This is a genomic window from Planktothrix paucivesiculata PCC 9631 (assembly GCF_900009265.2).
Lineage (GTDB): Bacteria > Cyanobacteriota > Cyanobacteriia > Cyanobacteriales > Microcoleaceae > Planktothrix > Planktothrix paucivesiculata.
In genome coordinates, this window is record NZ_LR735009.1 from 130,412 (window position 1) to 152,226 (window position 21,815).

Below are 21,815 nucleotides of genomic sequence, written 5' to 3' on the forward strand. Positions count from 1 at the left end.
CGGTCTAACTCCTTTTCTGGTTGAATAATTCTGTTGTGGAATAGGAAACATCGGAGCAGAAAGAATGAACTCTGTCGGTTTGGGAATCACCAAATCTAATTCATCCTAGGGGCAAGGCGCGCCGTCCCCCCACAAAAAAATTTTGCCTTTGAGATAATGTTTAACCTAGATTATCGTTAATTGGCATAAATAACCGATCGCCAGTGCTAAAAACGCGATAAACTAGCAGAAAATCCCAATAAAACTGTGTGTTCAGTTGAATGCCCCCCTCAGAAACCCCTTGCTTAAGTATTGCGATCGCTCGGATGAATACCTCCGTTGCCCATCATTTTGCAACTTGGGTGGTACAATCTCCCGACTGGAATGGATATGTTCACCATGATAGTAGCTGGCCCGAACCCCTTTCCCAAACTTGGCAAGCGTGGTTAGAACTATTTTCGCCCCATAGTATTCCCAATGGTTTGTGTTCTCCTCCTGCCAATTTGTCCTTAACTGCTGCTTCCAATTCGGGGCAACAACTTAGTTATACTACCCGTTTAATGCAGCAATTTGGGATTAATCTCTGGCAATGGTTATTTCAGGGGTCAATTCAAGCTAGTTTACACCGAAGTCAGGGGATTGCCATTGGCCAGGATCAACCCCTCCGCATTCGCTTAGACCTACGAGACCCGGATTTAATCCCTATTCCCTGGGAAACGATGCAATCCCAAGGCGGTCAACCGGCGATTTCCCTGAGTCAACATCTGTGGTTTAGTCGCACGACCTTTGATGTTAACCCTCTGCCCCAGCGTTTGGCCGCCCAAGGGTTAAATATTTTATTGGTGTTGGGGGAAAGTCAAACCCCTGGGGTGTCTCCTAATTCTGAATTATCTAAATTGGCTTTAGAAAAAGAAGCGATCGCCATCAGTAAAGCCTTTGAACAATGTGGCATGGATACCCTGGGAAATCGAGTCGAGAGCGAGATTTCCTGCGGCGTTAAAACCCTAATTGAACCGACCGTTGAACAACTGATTGCCGAATTAGAAACCGACCGCTATAACGTTTTATTTTATGCTGGACATGGAATGCCCGCCCCCGATGGTGGGTTATTATTTCTGCGTCCCGATACTACTATTAATGGGACGGAACTGGCCCAGGTCTTAGTCCGATGTGGGATTATCCTAGCGGTGTTTAACGCCTGTTGGAGCGCTCACCCAGCCGTAGAAACGGTGTCAACCCCCTCTAATTCCCTATTTCAAGCTATTCCTAGTAGTAGTTTAGCTAAAGTATTAATTCATCACGGGGTTCCGGCGGTGTTGGGAATGCGGGACTCCATTACCGACGCCGAGGCGTTAAGCTTTATTCAAGCCTTTGCTAGAGCTTTAGGGGAACGTCTCCCCGTGGATCAGGCCGTGGCCATGGCCCGTCAGCATTTGTTAGCCCTATATAAGTTTAATCAACCCGCTTGGACGTTACCGATACTATATATGCACCCGGAATTTAACGGGGTCTTAGTCCAGCCGCTAGAAAAGATTAAGACAGAAATGCCAATTAGTTCGGTGACGGGGTTTGGGGATGTTCCTCGGGCCTGGCTACGGCTTTATAGTCCCGCGAGTCCTATCCCTGCCCAGATTTGGCCCATTGATACCGGATTAATGCGGGTGGGTCGCGGAGAAGGGAATGATGTGATTGTTGCGGAACAGTGGGTTTCTTCTAAACACGCGGAAATTTTTTGTCGTCATAGTTGCGATGGAAAAACCCAACCTAATTATTTTTTAAGGGATTTTTCTCGCTATGGAACCTTAATTTTTCATACTCAAGAATGGCAACGCATCCACCATCAAGAAATTCCGTTAATATCGGGAATGCAGTTAAAATTTGGCAGTTCTCAGGGGCAATTGTTAGAATTTATTATTGAAGGGAATGGGTAATAATGGGGAATGGGTAATGGGTAATGGGTAATGGGTAATGGGTAATGGGGAAGAAATCAAGTATTAACTCTTATACTGATAACTGGTAACTGTTAACTGATAAGTACCTAAACAAAATTAATTACAAATCCTCTACCCTGTTCCCTGTTCCCTGTTCCCTGTTCCCTGTTCCCTGTTCCCTCTCTCAACTAGGTAATTTATTTTGTGCAACTACTTAACTGATTTATGACTGAACCTAAAATTTTTCATCTAATTAATCGTTTAAGTTTTGGTGTCACCCCGGGACAAATTCAACAGGTACAACAGATGGGAATTGAAGCCTATATTCAAACCCAACTGCAACCGCAAACAATTCCCTATCCGGCCGATTTAACTGAAAAACTCAATCCGTTAAATACATTGGTTTGGCAACCGGGTGAAGTTATTCTAGCCGAAAAACAAACCCTAGAACAAGCCAAAAACCTCGGTTTAGATAGTAAATCCATGATTAAAATTAAGCAAAGTTTTAATCAAAAAATCATCCAGCAAGCCAAACGAGGGCGTTTATTAAGAGCTTTTGCCAGTCCTCGTCAATTAGAAGAAGTAATGGTAGATTTTTGGTATAACCATTTTAATGTATTGGCGACTAAAGGTGATTTAACTCGACAGTTTTTTAGTTCCTATGAACAACACGCTATCCGACCCCATGCTTTAGGAAACTTTAGACAATTATTAGGGGCAACTGCCAAACATCCCGCCATGTTAGTCTATTTAGATAATTGGCAAAATACTGCCCCGGGAAGTTCGGGCGCAAAGGGCGCATTTAAAGGGTTAAATGAAAATTATGCTCGGGAATTATTAGAGTTACATACTTTAGGAGTAAATGGCGGTTATAGCCAAAAAGATATTATTGAATTAGCTAAAATTTTAACCGGATGGGGACTATTTCAACCGATTGAAAAAACCTCAACTAAATCGGGATTTTATTTTGATGAAACCCGCCATGATTTTAGTGATAAAATGTTTTTAGGAAATTCAATTAAAGGCAGTGGGATAAATGAAGGGGAAGAAGCTCTTAATATTATAGCCAAACATCCTTCTACAGCCCAACATATTAGTTATAAATTAGCTCAAAATTTTGTTAGTGATACTCCTCCTGATTCCCTAGTTAAAAAATTAGCTAAAACCTTCCTAGATAGCAATGGAAATATTGCAACTGTTCTGCAAACCCTATTTGCAAGTGCCGAGTTTTGGCAAACCAATATTTATCAAACTAAATTTAAAACCCCCTATCGATATCTAGTTTCAGTCATGAGAATTATCGGTACTGTCACCAATTTTGAACCCCTAGATGGTATCCTAAATCAATTAGGAATGCCCCTCTATGGTTGTCCGTCTCCCGATGGGTATAAAAATATTCAATCCGCTTGGTTAAATCCCGACGCCATGGTAAGACGCAGTAGTTTATCTGTTCCCTTATCTAACGGATTACTTGACGAGGGAAAACCCATTGATGCTAATTTTTTAGCCTCCACATTAGAAAATAATTTCTCCCCTCAAACTCGCTCCGTTTTAGATAAAACTGCCCCGAATTTAAGAGGAGCATTAATTTTAGGAAGTCCTGAATTTATGATGTATTGAAAATACACCATTTTCTGCTATAATTGAAACGATTAAACCTAAAAAGGGGGTCATGATGAGTCAAACCCTAGAACAAATACGTTGGACAATTGAAGATGTCGAAGGACTACCGGAAAACGAATGGATACGTTATGAAATCCTCAATGGAGAACTCTTTATGACTCGCTCTCCCCATCGTCGCCATCAACAGGCTTGTGTTAATATTGCTGCGCTACTTCATACAGCCTCACAGTCAAGCGGTTTAGGCGTCACAATTTTTGCTCCTGGTTTAATCTTTTCTGATATTGATAGTGTTATTCCCGATGTGGTTTGGGTAAGTCATGAAAGACTCGAACAAATTGAAGATGAAGCCGGACATTTAACCGGAGCACCGGAATTAGTGATTGAGGTTTTATCCCCCGGAAAACAAAACGAACGCCGTGACAAACAAGCTAAATTAAAACTCTATTCTATTACCGGAGTTCAGGAATATTGGATTGTTAATTATTTCACGAAACAAGTTGAAATTTATCGCCGGGAACAAGCACAATTAGTTAAAGTTGCAACATTATTAGAAACGGATGAAATCACATCCCCGTTATTACCTGGATTTAGTGCTGTTGTTCGGTTATTTTTTCCTTAAACCGATAATTAAACGCCTGGGAACGTACTGCTTGAAAATCTGGGATAGAATAGGTTTTTTCTAGGTTATCTTTGAGTTTATCTAACTTTAAAATAGCCTCTCCTACAGATGCAGCTAATAACGGCGGGACTGCATTCCCAATTTGTCGCCATTGTTGAGAGGATGTTCCATAAAAAACATAATCAGGTGGAAAAGATTGGATAGCGGCGGCTTCTCTGGGGGTGAGATAACGATCTTCTGTGGGATGATAATAGGTGGTTTTATTGGTGTTAATTGTCCCGGAATGGTAATTACTATCTAAACGCTTTAATTTCGTTTCTCGAAATCGTTCTTCTCGAATCTTTTTCCAATCTACATCATACCATAACGAAGGCGGGAGATAGGCTAACTGATCCCGTTCATAACGAATTCCTTTCCCTTCAGGGATATAATGGATTCTTTCTCTTTCTAATTCGTTTTTAATTTGGGCTGTTTTCAAATCATGGTTAAAACTTTGACCTGCAAACTCTAATAAAGTATTAAACGCCCATTCAACGGTGCGAGGTAAGGGTAAAAGATCAGGATCTTTTTCCGAGTCTTTAAATCGTTTTTCTGGATAAATATTACCAACTCCGAAACGATTTCCTAATAAAATAGTCCGTCGTCTGGCTTGGGGAACACCATAATGATGGGCGGATAATACCTTAACATCCACAGTATAACCCAATTGGTTAAAACTATTAATAATTAATGTTAATGTACTTTCATTCTTTTTTGCCAATAACCCGGTAACATTTTCCAGAATAATAAAGTTAGGTTTAAAGGTTTCTACCATTCTCAAAAATTCAAAAAATAAAAAATTTCGGTGATCTTTTTTATCGTTTGTCCCAATAGTTGAAAAGCCCTGACAAGGAGGGCCACCACAAATTAAATCTATTATTTGATTCCCAATAATATCTTGAATTGATTCGGTTTTAATTTCCCGCAAATCTCCTAAAATCGTTTGAGAATGGGGATGATTAGCTTGAAAGGTTTCTAAGGAATATTTATCAAAATCTATTCCCAATAAACAGTTAAATCCTGCCATTTCTAACCCACAGGACATTCCCCCGGCGCCAGAGAATAAATCAATAAAGTTTTTCATTTTTTCTACTTAATAAGATAATATAATTAATTATAATATTTTTTTTAACACTGCAATATTAAAGTCAATTTAAACATACAAAAGTTGATTAAAAATTTCATCAGCAGTTAGAGTATCTAATAAAATAGCAACCCGTTGAGCGATTTCATGAGGACTTTTTTGAGGGACAATAATAATTCCTGAATGGTTCCGTTTTTTAGCCATATATTCTAAATGCAACTGTTCAAAATCAACTCGGTTATGAGTTAGTAAACATCGATCAGATTTTGCTGTATAAATTAACTGATCTTGATCGGATTTTCCTAACATTCCTTGTTCTAGTGATGTTGTCACATTAAAACCTCTACTACGGAGTAAAGTTGCAACTAAAACAGAAACATCTTCATCTGTATATAGTGTTGCAAATAATTTCATGTTTTTTTCATAGCCGCTTTAACAGCAGGATGAACTAATTCTTCAGGAATGCGATTTTGTTCAATATAATGATTAATTTCCTCTTGATTATCTAAATAAAAACTCAAGGAATCAAAAACCTGTGCTAATGTTAGATGGGGTAAATGTATCGGGATTTCTTCAGGAGAGATTCCTAAACGCCATAACCCAACAATAGCTCGTACTGAAGTTCGAGTTCCTAAAATAATAGGTTCACCTTGAAGAATTTCAGGGTTACGACTCACATAACGAGAAACCGATTGTACAGTCATATCAACTCATACAACAAAATTTTATATACCTCTATAATATCATATTCTAACATCATAATCTCAGGAATAGAGTTACAATGCAGGAACATCAACATTAAGTTTAAAATTAGCTGCTTTTGAGCCAGAAACTTCGATGGTATAATCTCCATCAAGAGGTAATTCCCCTTGCCAATTTTTGCTATTTTTAATAGTACCAATATTTTTACCATTCGGATCTAAAATATTAATATCTACCGTTCCTTCCGTCACATCAACCGACATCTTTTGTCCGGCGGCACATTCTAATTTATATTGTCGTTTTTCTGCGGGTTTAATCATACCTGTAACCGTCGCTCCCGTCTCTCCTGCGTCAAATGTAACTCTTTCGGTGGCGTTATTGGCTTGAGGAGAAATAGAAGGAGTTGGAGTAGGGGAAGGAGTGGGGGAAGTGGTGGGGGAAGTGGTGGGAGAATTAGCAAAAGGAGGTAGGGGTTGTAAGGGTTGTGTTCCTGTGGCGCCGCGAGAACTTAAACTCATTTTCAGATCAAAGGTTGTCGCCCCTTTTAAAGCCGTTAAAACGATTGTATATTGACCCGTTTGGGACAAATCTTTGGTTTTAATTAGTTGTCTATCGGGTGCATAAACCCAAATACATAAATTATCTTCCGTCCGATAATTTAACTGTTGACCCGCTTTAGCAGGAAATTGATAACCTAAATAACTTCCTTGGCGAATTTGGCCCGATTCCTTAGTATTAACCGCCGTTAAATTGATTAACTTAATATTAGGAGGAGCTATATTTCCAGAAGGTTGTTCGCCACATTGTTCAATTTTATTAGATGAACTGGAGTTAACAATATTCATCGTCGTCGAAAGTTGTCGCCAATGTTCCGATAAAATTTCACAACCTGTTAATAAAAACAATAATAAAAATAAACCCGTTTTTTTCATAATAATATCAGTAGACATTAATTTTTATCCTATAGGAATGAGCAGCCAGCGTATTTACAACTTCTTTGTGTCTTTTGTGTCTTTGTGGTTCAATTAGCCTTAACCCGGATCAAGATCCCAGAACCAACTTCTATAAATTTTAATTTAACTTAACCGTTGTTTGATCCATAAACCAAATAAAGGTAACGCTAATTTATAGCCTAATTCTGAACCATAAATTAAGCCTTTATGTTGTAAACCAATAATCGCTCCTTGTAAACTGCCACCTCGCGATAAATGATGTTTAGTAATATATTCTCGACTTTGGGGTTTGTCCGTTGGATCTAAGGCTAAAGACTCTAATAATTGAGCTTGAGAAGATGGAAGTAATACTAATAAGGACTCAAATACCGTTGAAAAATCTGCCAATAATTCCTGTAAAGTTTCTTCAATTTCATTATCTCCAATTAAGCCATTTGTAGTTTTAACTTTACACAACCGACGGACTAACGCCGAAGCATCTCCAATATGTCCTTGTACCGCTTCTAAAAAGTATTGTAATGCTTGCGATCGCGGATCAAACGTCAAATTTTCTCGATGTAAAACCCCATGAGCCCAAGCTGCAACCACATCATTTGATAAGGGCGTTAACTGCACAATATCTAAATTTTGATGAAACTCCTCTTGATTGCTTGTTTCTGCTAAAGTAGCAACTAAAACATAACTTACAGAACTTTGCTGTTGAATTTCTTGGCGTAATAACTTTTCCCAATCTCCCTGTCGATCCCAAGAGCGAATATGGGGAAATCCTTGCAAAATTAATACCACTTGTCGCTCCACAAATTCCGCTAATTGTTGGGGAAAATGAATTAATAATTGATAGGCTTGCCACACATCTTCCGGTTTGGCAATTAACCGTAAACTTTTGGCCAAATTTCCCTGCCAGGCAAAAAATTGAGCCGCCTCCGTACTTGTCCACTGTTGCAAACACTCAATGGCTTGGGGACTTTTCACCGCCTGGGATATGCCCTCACATAACAGTTGCGTCAAGCGCTGGCCATCGGTTGCCCGAATACAGTCCACTTCGATAATTTTTGCCCCAACTTCCGTCGCTGCCCTTCTAACCAGGGTTCGGCGGCCACTACCGGGCACTCCGGCAATTAACAAATCTCGATCACGGGCTAAGGCCTGGGTGATCTGTTGAAATTGGCTTTGCCGTCCAAAGGTTTCTAAGGGGGCTGCTAACTCTGCTATATCCATCGGTGTCTATTAAACCAGCTAATTGCTGATATTACCATTTTTGGGATAATCCCCGATCAAAATATAAATTTTATTCTAAAATTACCAATTATTATATCATCAATAATGACTATAGTAATTAAAAATTAACAGATTATCTCAGTTATTTGAAAGAACAAATTGTCTCAGGAGGGGAGAAATCTTAAAGTAGGTTTGCTGTTGCTGTTCTTCAGTTTTTATTAAACAACGGCGTTCTAAAGATTGTATAGCTTTAAACACATCCTTTGCAGGTAATTTAGATATTTCTATTAATTCTGCAATTCCGGTCGGTTGATTTTCTGGACTCAGAGTTATGATTACGGTTTTTTCAATCTTTGATAACCGATCCAAATGCTGTTTTAAAATTTCGATTAATTCCTCTCCTAAATATAGATTATCATATTTGAGAAATTCTGCAACTTTTCCCCTAAAAATATCTTGAATCATGTTGGCAACGATTTTTAACCATAGGGGATTTCCTTGATAAGTCTCAATTAACAGATGCCATTGTTCCTCATCCTTTAATCGTTTTTCGCGTAAAATTTCCATTGCTGCTGAACCCAAACCCGATAACTTTAAACAGCGAATGGGTGCATTATCATCAGTTAAAGTAACAATATCTTGGGGAAGTTCCCAACTATTGAGAATTAAACAACTTTGATGGGAGGTTTCAGCAATTAATTTAAACAATAGGCTATAATTTTTAAAGTCAGGATGATATTGTCCGGCTAGGGTTCCTTGATTGAGTAAGGTTTGCAGATCATCCAGAATAATCAGACAGCGTTTTGTTCTCAGATATTCGATTAATAAAGATAATTGTTCTTCTAAACTAACAGGTAATTCTGTTAAGGATTGATTAGATAAAAATAATAATAAATTTTTGAGGGTAATTTCTAAACTGGGAGAAATACAAAAACTTCGCCATATAATTGCTTCAAATTCCGGTTGTAAGGTTTGAATCAAATAACGAGTTAGGGTAGTTTTACCAATTCCACTTAATCCAATAATAGAAACTAGGCGACAATTTTCTTGAATAATCCAATTTTGTAGGGTTTTTAGTTCGTGAGTGCGATCGCATATTTTCTTAAGATCCGGTGCTGTCCCTAAGTCAATTTGTTGTTGTTTTGGGGGAGAAGGCGATCGCTCTGTTGGTATGATTGATGATGAGTTATTATTGCATATATTAACATGGCTAAGATTTACAGACTCATTATAATTCAAAAAATAAGCTGATTGTAATCGTTCTAAACTCGATCTAATATTCGATTTACTAATATTTTCACCTAAAATACCTGAAAATATTTTCCATAATTCTGAGGCTAAATTTCTCACATAAGCCTCGGTACGATAACATTCTTCTGCGATTTCAGAATATTTTTGGCCATCCCATACACCGCGCAAGACGGCTTTTTGCAGATCATCCAGATGTTTTTCTGTCTCCGAAAAAACCACATTGTCTGCTAACTTTAAGAATTCTTCTATGTCCATAACTCCACAAAATATCAGTATTTTCACTAGGATATCAGACTTTTTGTGATTTCACCTGACATTTTTCAAAATATTATGACAATTTATGACGAAAACAATTTTAATTATCTGCTTAAAAGTGATATTTTATAGCTTGACAAAAACAGTTTTTTGATTCATAGTTTAAATAACTTAAAGTTAATCTTTTAAATAACTTGAAGTTAATCAATTACCAGTATTTATTGTGAAATGGCTAAAAAAAATCAGCCTAAATTTCCTATCCATAATCTAAATGAAGGAGGTTTTACCTTAATAGAACTCTTAGTTGTAATACTAATTATGGGAGCTCTAGCTGCTATTGGAGTACCAATTTATTGGTTGCAGGTTCAAAAAGCGAAAGAAGTTGAACCCAAGATCTATACATCCAGTTGTTTGCACGTTCAACAAGCAAATTATGAAGCAACTGGAACAATTAGTGGAGATGAAAATTCCCAGTTAGAAGAACAGCTAGTGAGTGAAGACAATAAATATAAAGTGAACGCCAGCTTGTATAAATCACAAAATTCTGAAGATTTTATTCAAACAATAATCTGTTGTGTAGCAAATTCACAACAAGAAAACGGATCTTCTTATGCACAAGCTTTAGTTTACACCAATCAAAATCAAGTCGTTTCAATTCCTTGTAATCAAGTAGCATCTATTAAACCATGATGAAAAAATTACCGAGTCTAGTTTTAACTATCTTAGCATCCAGTCTTATTTCTTTACCTGCGGAGGCTGGAGTCCTTGGCGGTATTGATGTACAAAAAGCTTGCAAAAATCAATACCTCCTATACCCATCCATAAAAGCAAGGTTAGCGGGTTCCAATGCTTATTCTTGGAAATGTAGTGTCTACGATGCTTTTAATTTAATCCCATTACGGAATTTTTCAGTTGATATGACAAAAGCTTGCAAAGTCCAATATAATAATCCAAAAGCATTTGCTGAAACAACAAACTGGACAAATCCTTATTCATGGCGTTGTCGATTTTAATGATTGACTCGTTCCGATGGTCTACGTCAAAATACCAAAAAGAGGCCGAGCCTCCATTAAAGTAGCGATCGCTCTTTATTTAGAAGATGCGATCGCCCTTTTGATATTTTATCGGGCGATCATTTTTTTATTTAGAAGATGCGATCGCCCTTTTTTTCCGAAAGTGCGATCGCCCTTTCCTAATTTACCGCACGTTTGAGAATTTGAGCGACAACTCCGTACCTATCTCCCTTCAATCCATCCAGTTCGTGTTCAATATCTTCCAACCAGCCCAGCTAACCTTGATTTTTACCCCACTCTATCCAAGCTGATGCCATCTGTTTTACCCGCCCCCTTTGTTCTGGTTTAATCGGATTTTCACCCGTAATTGCACTCAACGCGGATAACCAGTAAAGCGGATTATTTTTCAGTTCTAATAGCAAAAGCGGCACTATTTTAGTTCCCATATTAATAATTTCCTGATAAGCCGGATGCTCAGACATTTGGGCAGTTGAAGACAGTCCAGAAACCTCTTTCTCCCAATCGGAGGCTAGTACATAAAATTTCTCAACTACCTCTGTGGAAATTTCAGCATTGTTGTTAAGGCTATTTTTAGCAGTATTTGGTGAAGAAAATTCTCCCCGTGCGAGGAAGTTTTCTATGCCTATTAAAACTAATTCTTCTATCGACAGATTCAGTTCGTTGGCGACTTGTTGTAACTTGAGAAGGCGCTCATCTGAAATAGCGATCGAGATCGTGTTCATCTGGATTACAAACTAGTGGGACTTAAACAAAAATCAAGCCCAAATCAAGCCTAAACTTGCTTTGTAGGCTGCAAATACATCCCTATTATGTTGGAGCCACTCCACAAATCGAAAAGAAATCGCTGTGCGAAAGGCTTCAAGGGCATCAACAAATGTGTTTAAGGGTTTGTTCGCCCATCGACGTCTTAACCCTCCAGTTAAACTATGCCAGAGAATAAAAGTATAGGCACAAAATACCAAAATCCAATGTCTGATTAGACTTCTTTTATCTCGGACTTGATATTCTTTTAGCCCTAACCAGCCCTTTGCTTCCCTGTAAAAAACTTCTATCCAATTTCTTTGTGAATAGGTCGTTACTATCCACTCTCCTGTAGCTTTTGAAGCTTCAACATTAGTCATTAAATAATCAATATCACTGGCTTGGTCGAAAGTAGCAGCATTCATGACGATGGCTATTACTTTCTTCCCTGCATACTTTGATAATTCAATTTCTTTTGTTGCTACCCACACAGTTTTGGGTTTTTCCAGTTGGAGTTGAATTTCACTAAAAGCTCCTTGGGGCAACGATTTAGCTAAATTATCTAATCGAGTTTCCTCGGTTTCATCTTCCCCTTTTTTGAGGATTACCTTTCGATTCTTGGCGACTCCCCCTATATATTTTAATCCTTTTTTCTCTAACTCTTGTAAAAAACTTGTGTTATTTCCATACCCGGCATCTGTTAGCACAATTCCCGGTCGATATCCTCTGTCTAAGCTCCTCTCTATTAATTCTAATGCTATTTCTGGTTTCTTTTTAAATTCGGGGTCGGCTTTTCCTAAGGGTAATGACTCGGCTTTTTGATATAATTCTATATCTAATGGTAAGCTTTTTTTGCCATCGTATAGATGGCTCGTTACTGCTACGATTCCATTGTCGGTTTTTCCGATTTCTCCGATGTATTGTCGTCNCACCAAAATCCAATGTCTGATTAAACTTCTTTTATCTCGGACTTGATATTCTTTGAGCCCCAACCACCCCTTAGCTTCCCTGTAAAAAACTTCTATCCAATTTCTTTGTGAATAGGTCGTTACTATCCATTCTCCTGTGGCTTTTGAAACCTCAACATTAGTCATTAAATAATCAATATCACTGGCTTGGTCGAAAGTGGCAGCATTCATGACGATGGCTATTACTTTCTTCCCGGCATACTTTGATAATTCAATTTCTTGTGTTGCTACCCACACAGTTTTGGTTTTTTCTACTGGGAGTTGAATTTCACTAAAAGCTCCTTGGGGCAACGATTTAGCTAAATTATCTAATCGAGTTTCCTCTGTTTCATCTTCCCCTTTTTTGAGGATTACCTTTCGATTCTTAGCGACTCCCCCTATATATTTTAATCCTTTTTTCTCTAACTCTTGTAGAAAACTTGTGTTATTTCCATAGCCGGCATCTGTTAGCACAATTCCCGGTCGATATCCTCTCTCCAAGCTCCTCTCTATTAATTCTAATGCTATTTCTGGTTTCTTTTTAAATTCCGGGTCAGCTTTTCCTAAGGGTAATGACTCGGCTTTTTGATATAATTCTATATCTAATGGTAAGCTTTTTTTGCCATCGTATAGATGGCTCGTTACTGCTACGATTCCATTGTCGGTTTTTCCGATTTCTCCGATGTATTGTCGTCCGACTCCATCGGTAAAATTTCCGCTTTTTCGATGTCCTGAATCATCAATAATTAGAGCAAATCCCCGACTAATCTGGGTTTGCTTACACTGATTCATCACCTCCAGCCGACGCTGATTTAGTTTCATTGCTGACCAAGGAGCTTCGGTTAAAAAGTGGTGTAATCGGTGGTAAGTTACCCCTACGGCGTTATTCGCCATTTGCGACAGGTTTTTTCGCTCACTTTCTCCCAATAATCCCCCTAAATAGTTCCTAAATTCCCGTTTTTGGGCTTGATGGCCGAAAATATCGTCAAATCGACCACACCATCTATCGAAGCAAGGGGGCATCGCTGCCGGGGTTGTCTCTTTCATGGGTTATTCTTTAACGTTATCTGCTTGCTCTATAATCATTATCATCTATTTCCCTCCTTATTTTTGTTTAAGTCCCACTAGGATGATACCTTGAGTGTAGCAAAAAAAATTACTTACTTTTTATTGCGATCGCCCTTTTTTCTAAAGAGCCATTATAAAAATAGCAAAAATTTGAAATATTGTTTTGATTTATTTATAATAATCTGCTTAATTCTTTCCCAATTGATAGAGGTTGATAGCCTAAATTAAAGGCTTTAGAACTATCTAAGGAAACATCGGGCGGACGAGGGGCAAACATTTTAATATTTGCTTGAGAACAGGGTTGAATTAAATGTTTTGGCAGATCTAAAATATCAGCCATGAGTAAGCCGAAGTCATAACGGGAAATCCGTTCTTTTCCTCCTAAATGCAGAATTCCTGATGTGGTTTCTAAGGCTAATAATAATCCCTTGGCGGCGGTACTTCCCCCTACGGGAGTTCTAAACTCATCGACAAATAGATTTAATACTTTTCCCTCTTTTAGTGTTTTAATAAAAGGCTGAATAAAACTGGTAGCATGGTTAGGAACATCCCCAAACATTAAGGGCATTCTACAAATTGCTGTTCGAGGATAGCGTTCTAACATTCCCTGTTCAGCTAATACTTTTTGTTCCCCATAATAACTAATCGGGGATACGGGATCGGTTTCGGTATAGGGTGGATTTAAACCATTAAATACTAAGTCCGTTGAAGTGAAGACACAGGGAATATTAAACTCAGCACAAAGCTTGGCAATTGCTAAAGAAGCGATAACATTAATTTGATAGGAGATGTCAGGATACTGTTGACAGAAGTTGGGTTGAGATTGAGCAGCCGTATGAATAACAGCATCTGGTTTAAGGTCTTGGAACAGAGTTTTAAGGGCTTGAATATCGGTTAAATCTGTTTTTAAAAAATTAATATTAGGGATAGTAATAGTTTTAGAATGAGTTAATCCGTAGACTTGCCATTGAGTTTGAGCAAGTTGGCAAAGATGCCATCCTAAAAAACCACTAGCTCCCGTAATTAAGAGTTTATTCATGATTAATATGATAGACTATAGAGTCTGAACGGCGATCGCTTCTTCTATCCCAAATCATTAAGATCTAAGCGTGATCATTTTTGATCCATAAAACCAATTATATCAGAAAATTAGGATAGAATTGAACGTTAAGGATCACCTAAAATAGTATTCAGTCAACTGGAATAAAAACCCTTGATGTTTAAATATTAATACCCATGAATGAACTGACGCTAAAGTGGACAGAAGCAGGTCAGTCCCACACCCACATCCTGAATGATCAAAAAACCTATCGGGTTGGACGAGATCCGACACGCTGTGATATTGTATTATCCCATCCAACGGTATCGGGATTACATATTGAAATTTTTTTTCATCCAGCTAATCATAAATTCTATCTGAAAAATTTACGAGAAACTAACCCACCTATAATTAATAATCAAAAGTTAATGACGGGTGAAGTTGTGTTAAGTTCAGGAAATAATATACAATTAGGAGAGCAGGAATTAGAAGTTGTTGCGATTGACTTTGAACATTTTTTAATAACACCAACCCGATTATTTTCCCCCGATGAATTAACACCAAAAGCCCCTGTTCATCCCAATCCTGTACAATATGGTTTACAGTGTCCTAAGTGCGATCGCGTTTCCTCTTATGAACAGTTAAATATAGGTTGTCCTTGGTGTGGAACGTCCTTAGCAGCGGCAGTGAGTGTGGTTTTATCCAGTTAATCAATCAACCTAAAAAGTTAAGACAAAAAACGGATGCAAATTCGACTGAGTTGGCAAAACTTAGAAACAGGAGAATGGCGAACCCCAGTTCTAACCCTACCCATTGCATTAGGAAGGGTTTTTGAACGAATGCCTTCTACGGTGAATGGAGAAAAGGTTTCTCGGATTGTTTTAACGGGGGAAAAAGTCTCCCGTTTTCATGGGTTAATTACCCGGGAACAAGGAAACTTGATGGTGACAGATACCGGAAGTCACAATGGTATTTTAGTCAATGGAATCATGCAAAATCGTTGTTCTATTCAAGAGGGAGATACTTTACAAATTGGTGAATATAATATTACGATTTCTTTTATTACCCGTACTTTTACAGTTCCTAATCAAAAATCATCTCAAATTTCCTTTAGTCCTCAAACGGATTTACCCGATTCAGGTATTTCTTTACCAACCATTTCCCCACCCTATCAGGAGAGTTTTCCCCCCCAATTTTTTCTTGATCCTGATCAAGTTTCTTTAACTCAATTACAAGCCACAGGATTACCAATTGAGCAAATAGATTATCTAACTATTGGGGCAGGATTAGGGAGTTTTATTTGGGTTGATTGCCTGAGAATCTCCGGTGTTAAATCTAATCAAATTATGGCGTTAGGGATGGAAGATCAACCCTATACCCGTTATCAAAGATTGTGTTTAAATTCTCAAATTCCTACCTATGAACGGTTGCGGTCTAACTCCGATTCCTGTCCCGATAATCTTTGGGGCTGGCCGAGTTATGCCCTACGAGAATCCTATACAGAATGGCGTAAAGGTAAATTTTTCACCGCTTTAAATTTGCTTTGGCAAGTATTTAGTGAACCGACTTTTTCCCAAACCTATACCCCCCGTTCCGGTGATGTTTTTCAAGCAATTGATCGAGAAGCTAATCGGATTGGCTGGTCAAAAATTTATCGCTATGGACGGGTAAAAAATATTAGAAAGACCACCGATGGACGTTATGTGATTGCCTATTCTCGTTCGACAGAAAATCGTCGAGATCATGCTTTTGTTATTGCCCAATATGTTCATTTAGCAACGGGTTATCCGGCGATTCAATTTCTTCCAGATTTACAGACTTATCGAGAACAAACCCAAGATTTTAAATCCGTTGTCAATGCCTATGAATATCATCAACATATTTATGATCATTTAGAACAATCGGGGGGAACAGTTATTATCCGGGGTCGGGGAATTGTGGCTTCTCGAATTTTACAGCGTCTTTATGAAGCGAGGGCGAAAAATTCTCAGATTGAAATTTTACATTTAATGCGATCGCCTAAAGCCCAAGGAAATCAATTTCAAAAAGCTAAAAGAACTATTGAAAATCATTTTGAATTTCAACCTTTTAACTGGCCTAAATCCTGTTGGGGTGGTGACTTACGCCAACAATTAGAAGTAGCTAATCCCCAAGAACGATTACAACTCTTAGAACAGTGGGGAGGAACTACCACCGCTAACCGAACCGACTGGCGAAATATTGTTAATCAAGGACTGCGACAAGGGTGGTATCGGATTACTTTTGGAACCGTTGAACGGGTGGAACCTAGCCCTACAGGTCGCACTTTAACGACCATTCGAGAACATGGGTTAAATGCTCACCTTCAGTTAGAGGCGGATTTTATTATTGATGCGACTGGATTAGAGGCTAAAGTTAATACAAATCCCTTATTAAAGGATTTAGTAGTTCATTACAATTTGCCATTAAATGCGTTAGGAAGATTGAGTGTGGCGAATGATTTTGAACTGGTGGAACTGCGTAATTATCCGGTGAAAAATGATGTTTTAGGGGGTCGGATTTATGCCTCGGGTGCAATTACTTTGGGCGGCCCCTATGCGGCCGTCGATAGCTTTTTGGGATTACAATATGCGGCGTTAATTTCCCTGGAAAGTTTGGCTGCTATTTCGGCGCCCGGGGTAGGAAAATTAAAGGGATGGCGATCGCTTTTACAATGGTTTAAATGGGTAAATAATCAACCTCCAAATTAAAAATCCTAAGTACAGAGAAACGGGGTTTCTATTTACCGTTATTTACTAAAAATCAAAGTTTATACAGAAACCCGATTTTTAGGAGTTGCTACAGCAATCATAAATAGGTTGTAACATTTCAATACTGATATGAAACAGCCAGAAGTATTATCCCTATTCCCTGTTCCCTGCTTTGCACTGAGCTTGTCGAAGTGTTCCCTGTTCCCTGTTCCCTTTTGATCATGAATTTTGAACACAACTCAAATAGGATTGCTATAGTTAAAGATGTTTTTATTGTTCTAACCAAGCTCTCATTTTCCCGGGATTTAATAACCCATAGGGATCAACTTTTTGTTTAAATTGTAATTGTTCTAAATTAACCATTTTCATCCCGCCATCTTCTAAAATATAGGTATGGGGATTAAAAATAACCGCCCCCCGTTCTTCATGATAACGAATAATTTCATTTAACCTTTCTTCTGTGGTAAATCGCACTAACTGTAAAGAAGCGGGGTGCATTTCTCCATGTAGTCTTAAAAACTCTAAATGCTGCATCACTTCATCCCCAAAATGATTATAGAGATGTTCCAATAGTTCTAATTTTTGATCCGCAGGTAAGAGGGTTTGTAAATAGGTAATAGAGGGATCAATACTGCGAGCGTGTAAGGTAGTATGGTTCCAACTATATTCTATGATTGTTGTTCCTTTCCCGGCTTCTTGGGATGACTTTTGATAACAAATTTCTCCCTGATACTCCTTTACTAATTCTTGAAAGGGTTCTAAACTGGTTTCAGATACTATTAATAATGCTGCGTGTTTTCCCCCTAGAATTATATCTTTAAATGCTGCAAAATAGGACGGAATAGGAGAGGCACAAACGCAGATTAATTTTTTAATAATTCCATCGGATAAAGCTAAATCTTGACCAAATCGAGCCGAGGTCATAAAATCATTAAAGGTGACAATTATTTCTGTCCAAGGATAGGCGGGAGCTAGGGGTATTTCTAACTCGGTAATAATCCCATTTGTCCCATAGGCATGATTGACTTTTTGTACGTCATCTCCTCTTAATTCAATGATTTTTGGTTCTTCTTCTAGGGTTACTACTCGTGCTGCTTGTAAGTTGCCGCGATCGCGTAATTGTCCATAATTAATCGAACCAATTCCCCCACTTCCCCCCTCAATAAATCCCCCAATAGTTGCTGTCCGATAGGTAGAAGGAACCATGCGTAATTCCCAGCCCATTTCCCTCGCTTGTTTATCAAATGTTGCCATTTTTACCCCAGGTTCCATGCAAGCTAAACCCGGTTTTATCCATTTAATATTATTCAATTTAGAAATATCTAAAATTACCCCGCCTTCCAAGGGAATACATTGTCCATAATTGCCCGTTCCCGCTCCCCGAACTGTTAGAGGAATTTTATATTTTACACAAATTTTAGCCACTTGTAAAATTTCGGCTTCCGTTGCCGGACGTACCACAATATCTCCGGTTTTATCCTGGAGTAACGGTTGCAAAATTGGGCTAAAATGATAATAGTCTTGGGATAGTTTTTTGACTTGAGTTTTATCCGTAATCATTTCAATTCCTGAGAGTTCAGCACAGAAGTTATCCCAGTTAATATCAGTTGTCATAATTTTTCAGAGTAATTTGTTCAAATTCTAGGATAACGGATTAGTGGTAACAGTTACTCAAAATAGTCTAAAATCTTAAAATATTAGGTTAACGGCTTAAATATGACCACAAATCAACCTCGTTCTGGATATACTCTACCCGTTTTTGCTTGCGCGGCGGCGGTGGCGGCTTTGGAATATTTAAACAGTAGAAATCAGTCCATTGAACAGGTATCTATTGATTTAATTGAACCGACAGAAACCGTTAATATTCCGATTGAACAAATAGCGATTTTAACCGATAATTCGGCTTTATCTATTACCCGTTCCGATCCGGGGGATAATTTAGATTTAACCCGAAATACTCCGATTTGGGCGATGGTGGAATGGTTGGATAGTTCACCGATGGAACTTGCGGGTCACGGGGATCAACTTTCCGAAGCTATTTTTATTAAAGGAGGAGAAGGAATTGGCTATGATCAAAAGACTGGAAAAACAGCGATCTATCGTTATGCAAAAACCCTATTATTAGCCAATATTGAGAAAATATTACCCCCCAATCAATCTATTTTAATTACCTTTATTTTACCCAAAGGAAAACAACTAGCAACCCGCACTTCTAATGCTGCCTTTGGCATCGTTGAAGGATTATCTCTACTGGGAACCACAGGTATTTCTCAACCCTTAACCGTTCCCGAACAATTAGAACAATATAAAATTCAACTCCAAGAAAAAGCAAAAAAATTTGATTCTTTGGTATTTTGTATTGGCGAAAATGGACTAGAATTAGCAGCAAGAATGGGGATTTCTCCCGAAAAAATGATTAAAACCGCCAATTGGTTAGGGCCTATGTTAGTCTGTGCCGCCCTAGCAGAAGTTAAGTCAATCCTATTATTTGGTTATCATGGCAAATTAATCAAATTAGCCGGAGGAATTTTCCATACCCACCATCATATTGCCGATGGACGATTAGAAATATTAACCGCCCATTGTGCTAACTTAGGATTACCGACCTTCGATCTACAAAGAATTTTTAATTGTTCAACAGCCGAGGATGCTTTACAATATTTGCGAGAATTAGACGCAATCAAAGGAGAAAATTGGGTCAATCGGGTCTATGGAGAAATGGCAAAGACAATTGATCAACGATCCCAGACCTATATTTACACCCAATGCGAAAAAAACGTCAAGGTGGGTTCAGTCCTGTTCGACCGCCAGCGTAAAATTATCATTAAAAGTGAAAATGCTGATATAATTTTAGAGTAAATTTGTTATGGTAACTGGATACAAGCATCAAGTTTATACTTGGTTAACCCTTACAATTAAAACCCATTAAACTCAATATGTCTCCCCAGACTCAAACCCCAACTCAAACCGAAAATACTGATATTTCAGTAGAAAAATTGAACCGACAAATGATCGTGATTCTCGATTTCGGTTCCCAATATTCCGAGTTAATCGCCCGCCGCATTCGGGAAACCGAGGTTTATTCCGAAGTCATTTCCTACCGGACAACGGCCGAAAAACTCAAGGAACTCGACCCCAAGGGCATTATCCTTTCCGGTGGCCCAAATTCCGTCTATGATGACGGCGCGCCCGAATGTGACCCGAAATTGTGGGAGTTAGGAATTCCGGTTTTAGGGGTGTGCTACGGAATGCAACTCATGGTCAAACAGCTAGGAGGCACGGTAGAACGGGCTAAACGAGCCGAATACGGAAAAGCCTCCCTACAGATTGATGACCCCACAGACCTGCTGACCAACGTGGAACAGGGGGCGACCATGTGGATGAGTCACGGCGACTCCTGCACCCAGTTACCCGCAGGATTTGAGATTTTAGCCCATACCGAGAATACTTCCTCGGCGACGATTGCTGACCATGAGAAAAAATTATATGGAGTACAATTCCATCCCGAAGTCGTTCATTCTATTGGCGGTCAAGCCCTAATTCGTAATTTTGTTTACCATATTTGTCGCTGTCATCCTACCTGGACAACCGAAGCTTTTGTAGAAGAATCTATTCGAGAAATTCGTAAGCAAGTTGGGGATAAACGGGTTTTATTAGCACTTTCTGGAGGAGTTGATTCTTCAACTTTAGCATTTTTACTCCACCGTGCCATCGGTGATAAGTTAACTTGTATGTTTATCGACCAAGGGTTTATGCGGAAGCTAGAACCCGAACGATTAGTTAAACTATTCCATGAACAATTTCACATTCCCGTTGAATATGTCAACGCCCGGGAACGGTTTTTAAAACGACTCGAAGGAATTACCGACCCGGAAGAAAAACGCAAACGAATTGGTGCAGAATTTATTCGAGTTTTTGAAGAAGAATCCGTGCGTTTAGGGCCCTTTGATTATTTAGCTCAAGGTACCTTATATCCTGATGTTATTGAGTCCGCAGATACCAATGTTGACCCGAAAAGTGGGGAACGGGTGGCGGTTAAAATTAAAAGTCATCATAATGTGGGGGGATTACCAAAAGATTTACGGTTTAAATTAGTAGAACCCCTAAGAAAACTGTTTAAAGATGAAGTCAGAAAAGTCGGACGTTCGATTGGTTTACCTGAAGAAATTGTCCGGCGTCATCCTTTTCCCGGCCCAGGTTTAGCAATTCGGATATTAGGAGAAGTCACCGCCGAAAAGTTAAATATCCTGCGAGATGCGGATTTAATTGTCCGAGAAGAAATCAATAGACGTGGGGTTTATCACGATTATTGGCAAGCTTTTGCCGTATTACTTCCGGTGCGAAGTGTGGGAGTCATGGGAGATCATCGTACCTATGCCTATCCGATTGTCCTACGATTTGTTAGTAGTGAAGACGGAATGACCGCCGATTGGTCACGGGTTCCCTATGATTTATTAGAATTGATTTCTAATCGGATTGTGAATGAAGTTCGGGGCGTGAATCGGGTCGTTTATGATATTACGTCTAAACCTCCTGGAACCATTGAATGGGAATAGAATAAACCTGCCCTAAATCCCTGTAGAGACGTGCCACGGCGCGTCTC

At 38.8% G+C, this 21,815-nt stretch carries 20 protein-coding genes; 10 read left to right on the forward strand and 10 right to left on the reverse strand.

All coding sequences use genetic code 11. The features are described from left to right. The first annotated feature begins 260 nt into the window (after positions 1–260). The 3 genes from PL9631_RS08860 (at position 261) to PL9631_RS08870 (ending at position 4,152) form a co-directional block, all read left to right on the forward strand. On the forward strand, positions 261–1,910 hold the full coding sequence (locus PL9631_RS08860; protein WP_083619114.1) for a CHAT domain-containing protein: 1,650 nt from the start codon (positions 261–263) through the stop codon (positions 1,908–1,910). A 225-nt stretch (positions 1,911–2,135) separates the two neighbouring features. Continuing rightward, positions 2,136–3,530 carry a DUF1800 domain-containing protein gene (locus PL9631_RS08865; protein WP_083619116.1) on the forward strand — a complete coding sequence of 465 codons (1,395 nt, stop codon included), beginning with the start codon at positions 2,136–2,138 and terminating at the stop codon, positions 3,528–3,530. Positions 3,531–3,585: 55 nt separating this feature from the next. Continuing rightward, a complete protein-coding gene (locus PL9631_RS08870) occupies positions 3,586–4,152 on the forward strand; it encodes a Uma2 family endonuclease (protein ID WP_083619118.1) in 567 nt (188 codons plus the stop codon). Here PL9631_RS08870 and PL9631_RS08875 read toward each other — a convergent pair. From PL9631_RS08875 to PL9631_RS08900, 6 genes are all read right to left on the reverse strand, one after another. Next, positions 4,121–5,275: a DNA cytosine methyltransferase gene (locus PL9631_RS08875; RefSeq protein ID WP_083619121.1), complete on the reverse strand. Its 1,155-nt coding sequence runs from the start codon at positions 5,273–5,275 to the stop codon at positions 4,121–4,123. The genes PL9631_RS08870 and PL9631_RS08875 overlap by 32 nt on opposite strands. A 69-nt stretch (positions 5,276–5,344) precedes the next feature. Then, positions 5,345–5,689: a DUF5615 family PIN-like protein gene (locus PL9631_RS08880; protein ID WP_083619122.1), complete on the reverse strand. Its 345-nt coding sequence runs from the start codon at positions 5,687–5,689 to the stop codon at positions 5,345–5,347. Further along, entirely contained in the window at positions 5,686–5,979 is a 294-nt protein-coding gene (locus PL9631_RS08885) for a DUF433 domain-containing protein (protein ID WP_083619123.1), read from the reverse strand. Before PL9631_RS08885 ends, PL9631_RS08880 begins: the two co-directional genes overlap by 4 nt. A 72-nt stretch (positions 5,980–6,051) precedes the next feature. Beyond that, positions 6,052–6,927, reverse strand: a complete 876-nt coding sequence (locus PL9631_RS08890; protein WP_083619124.1) for a hypothetical protein — start codon at positions 6,925–6,927, stop codon at positions 6,052–6,054. Between the two features lie 126 nt (positions 6,928–7,053). Beyond that, the gene (locus PL9631_RS08895; protein ID WP_083619125.1) at positions 7,054–8,148 is read right to left on the reverse strand and encodes an ATP-binding protein; all 1,095 of its coding nucleotides are present in this window, start codon (positions 8,146–8,148) and stop codon (positions 7,054–7,056) included. Positions 8,149–8,286: 138 nt separating this feature from the next. Further along, positions 8,287–9,654, reverse strand: a complete 1,368-nt coding sequence (locus tag PL9631_RS08900) for an NB-ARC domain-containing protein (RefSeq protein ID WP_083619126.1) — start codon at positions 9,652–9,654, stop codon at positions 8,287–8,289. Positions 9,655–9,882: 228 nt separating this feature from the next. Here PL9631_RS08900 and PL9631_RS08905 point away from each other — a divergent pair, with 228 nt between their 5' ends. From PL9631_RS08905 to PL9631_RS08915, 3 genes are read left to right on the forward strand one after another with little or no spacing between them, the layout of a single operon-like run. Continuing rightward, entirely contained in the window at positions 9,883–10,344 is a 462-nt protein-coding gene (locus tag PL9631_RS08905; protein ID WP_083619127.1) for a type IV pilin protein, read from the forward strand. Continuing rightward, on the forward strand, positions 10,341–10,667 hold the full coding sequence (locus tag PL9631_RS08910) for a hypothetical protein (RefSeq protein WP_083619128.1): 327 nt from the start codon (positions 10,341–10,343) through the stop codon (positions 10,665–10,667). Before PL9631_RS08905 ends, PL9631_RS08910 begins: the two co-directional genes overlap by 4 nt. A gap of 16 nt (positions 10,668–10,683) precedes the next feature. Beyond that, entirely contained in the window at positions 10,684–10,866 is a 183-nt protein-coding gene (locus PL9631_RS08915) for a hypothetical protein (RefSeq protein WP_156090490.1), read from the forward strand. 76 nt (positions 10,867–10,942) lie between these two features. On the opposite strand, the gene PL9631_RS08920 is transcribed toward PL9631_RS08915, so the two are convergent. From PL9631_RS08920 to PL9631_RS08930, 3 genes are all read right to left on the reverse strand, one after another. Beyond that, positions 10,943–11,410, reverse strand: coding sequence for a hypothetical protein (locus PL9631_RS08920; RefSeq protein ID WP_083619129.1), 468 nt, complete (start codon positions 11,408–11,410; stop codon positions 10,943–10,945). Positions 11,411–11,443: 33 nt separating this feature from the next. Then, positions 11,444–13,423: an IS701 family transposase gene (locus PL9631_RS27375; protein WP_083619130.1), complete on the reverse strand. Its 1,980-nt coding sequence runs from the start codon at positions 13,421–13,423 to the stop codon at positions 11,444–11,446. 193 nt (positions 13,424–13,616) lie between these two features. Next, the gene (locus tag PL9631_RS08930) at positions 13,617–14,483 is read right to left on the reverse strand and encodes an SDR family oxidoreductase (RefSeq protein WP_083619131.1); all 867 of its coding nucleotides are present in this window, start codon (positions 14,481–14,483) and stop codon (positions 13,617–13,619) included. 197 nt (positions 14,484–14,680) lie between these two features. On the opposite strand from PL9631_RS08930, the gene PL9631_RS08935 reads away from it, so the two are divergent. Continuing rightward, positions 14,681–15,193, forward strand: a complete 513-nt coding sequence (locus PL9631_RS08935) for an FHA domain-containing protein (protein ID WP_083619132.1) — start codon at positions 14,681–14,683, stop codon at positions 15,191–15,193. A gap of 33 nt (positions 15,194–15,226) precedes the next feature. Continuing rightward, the gene (locus PL9631_RS08940; protein ID WP_083619133.1) at positions 15,227–17,212 is read left to right on the forward strand and encodes an FHA domain-containing protein; all 1,986 of its coding nucleotides are present in this window, start codon (positions 15,227–15,229) and stop codon (positions 17,210–17,212) included. A gap of 270 nt (positions 17,213–17,482) precedes the next feature. On the opposite strand, the gene PL9631_RS08945 is transcribed toward PL9631_RS08940, so the two are convergent. Then, positions 17,483–18,826 (reverse strand): FAD-binding oxidoreductase, encoded by a 1,344-nt coding sequence (locus tag PL9631_RS08945; RefSeq protein WP_083619134.1) that lies wholly within the window; start codon positions 18,824–18,826, stop codon positions 17,483–17,485. 102 nt (positions 18,827–18,928) lie between these two features. Between PL9631_RS08945 and cbiD the strand changes: the two genes are divergently transcribed. Both cbiD and guaA read left to right on the forward strand, forming a co-directional pair. Beyond that, the gene (cbiD, locus tag PL9631_RS08950) at positions 18,929–20,071 is read left to right on the forward strand and encodes a cobalt-precorrin-5B (C(1))-methyltransferase CbiD (protein ID WP_083619136.1); all 1,143 of its coding nucleotides are present in this window, start codon (positions 18,929–18,931) and stop codon (positions 20,069–20,071) included. Between the two features lie 77 nt (positions 20,072–20,148). Beyond that, complete coding sequence (gene guaA / locus PL9631_RS08955) at positions 20,149–21,768, forward strand: glutamine-hydrolyzing GMP synthase (RefSeq protein ID WP_083619139.1); 1,620 nt, start codon at positions 20,149–20,151, stop codon at positions 21,766–21,768. Positions 21,769–21,815: the final 47 nt, after the last annotated feature.

What these genes read in the sequence shown, in the direction of transcription:
- PL9631_RS08865 (WP_083619116.1), top strand. Translation starts at nt 2,136, where the DNA reads ATGACTGAACCTAAAATTTTTCATCTAATTAATCGTTTAAGTTTTGGT.
- PL9631_RS08880 (WP_083619122.1), bottom strand. Translation starts at nt 5,689, where the DNA reads ATGAAATTATTTGCAACACTATATACAGATGAAGATGTTTCTGTTTTA.
- PL9631_RS08890 (WP_083619124.1), bottom strand. Translation starts at nt 6,927, where the DNA reads ATGTCTACTGATATTATTATGAAAAAAACGGGTTTATTTTTATTATTG.
- PL9631_RS08895 (WP_083619125.1), bottom strand. Translation starts at nt 8,148, where the DNA reads ATGGATATAGCAGAGTTAGCAGCCCCCTTAGAAACCTTTGGACGGCAA.
- PL9631_RS08945 (WP_083619134.1), bottom strand. Translation starts at nt 18,826, where the DNA reads ATGACAACTGATATTAACTGGGATAACTTCTGTGCTGAACTCTCAGGA.
- PL9631_RS08915 (WP_156090490.1), top strand. Translation starts at nt 10,684, where the DNA reads ATGGTCTACGTCAAAATACCAAAAAGAGGCCGAGCCTCCATTAAAGTA.
- PL9631_RS08885 (WP_083619123.1), bottom strand. Translation starts at nt 5,979, where the DNA reads ATGACTGTACAATCGGTTTCTCGTTATGTGAGTCGTAACCCTGAAATT.
- PL9631_RS08905 (WP_083619127.1), top strand. Translation starts at nt 9,883, where the DNA reads ATGGCTAAAAAAAATCAGCCTAAATTTCCTATCCATAATCTAAATGAA.
- PL9631_RS08900 (WP_083619126.1), bottom strand. Translation starts at nt 9,654, where the DNA reads ATGGACATAGAAGAATTCTTAAAGTTAGCAGACAATGTGGTTTTTTCG.
- PL9631_RS08935 (WP_083619132.1), top strand. Translation starts at nt 14,681, where the DNA reads ATGAATGAACTGACGCTAAAGTGGACAGAAGCAGGTCAGTCCCACACC.
- PL9631_RS08940 (WP_083619133.1), top strand. Translation starts at nt 15,227, where the DNA reads ATGCAAATTCGACTGAGTTGGCAAAACTTAGAAACAGGAGAATGGCGA.
- PL9631_RS08920 (WP_083619129.1), bottom strand. Translation starts at nt 11,410, where the DNA reads ATGAACACGATCTCGATCGCTATTTCAGATGAGCGCCTTCTCAAGTTA.
- PL9631_RS08930 (WP_083619131.1), bottom strand. Translation starts at nt 14,483, where the DNA reads ATGAATAAACTCTTAATTACGGGAGCTAGTGGTTTTTTAGGATGGCAT.
- PL9631_RS08860 (WP_083619114.1), top strand. Translation starts at nt 261, where the DNA reads ATGCCCCCCTCAGAAACCCCTTGCTTAAGTATTGCGATCGCTCGGATG.
- cbiD (WP_083619136.1), top strand. Translation starts at nt 18,929, where the DNA reads ATGACCACAAATCAACCTCGTTCTGGATATACTCTACCCGTTTTTGCT.
- PL9631_RS08875 (WP_083619121.1), bottom strand. Translation starts at nt 5,275, where the DNA reads ATGAAAAACTTTATTGATTTATTCTCTGGCGCCGGGGGAATGTCCTGT.
- PL9631_RS08910 (WP_083619128.1), top strand. Translation starts at nt 10,341, where the DNA reads ATGATGAAAAAATTACCGAGTCTAGTTTTAACTATCTTAGCATCCAGT.
- guaA (WP_083619139.1), top strand. Translation starts at nt 20,149, where the DNA reads ATGTCTCCCCAGACTCAAACCCCAACTCAAACCGAAAATACTGATATT.
- PL9631_RS08870 (WP_083619118.1), top strand. Translation starts at nt 3,586, where the DNA reads ATGAGTCAAACCCTAGAACAAATACGTTGGACAATTGAAGATGTCGAA.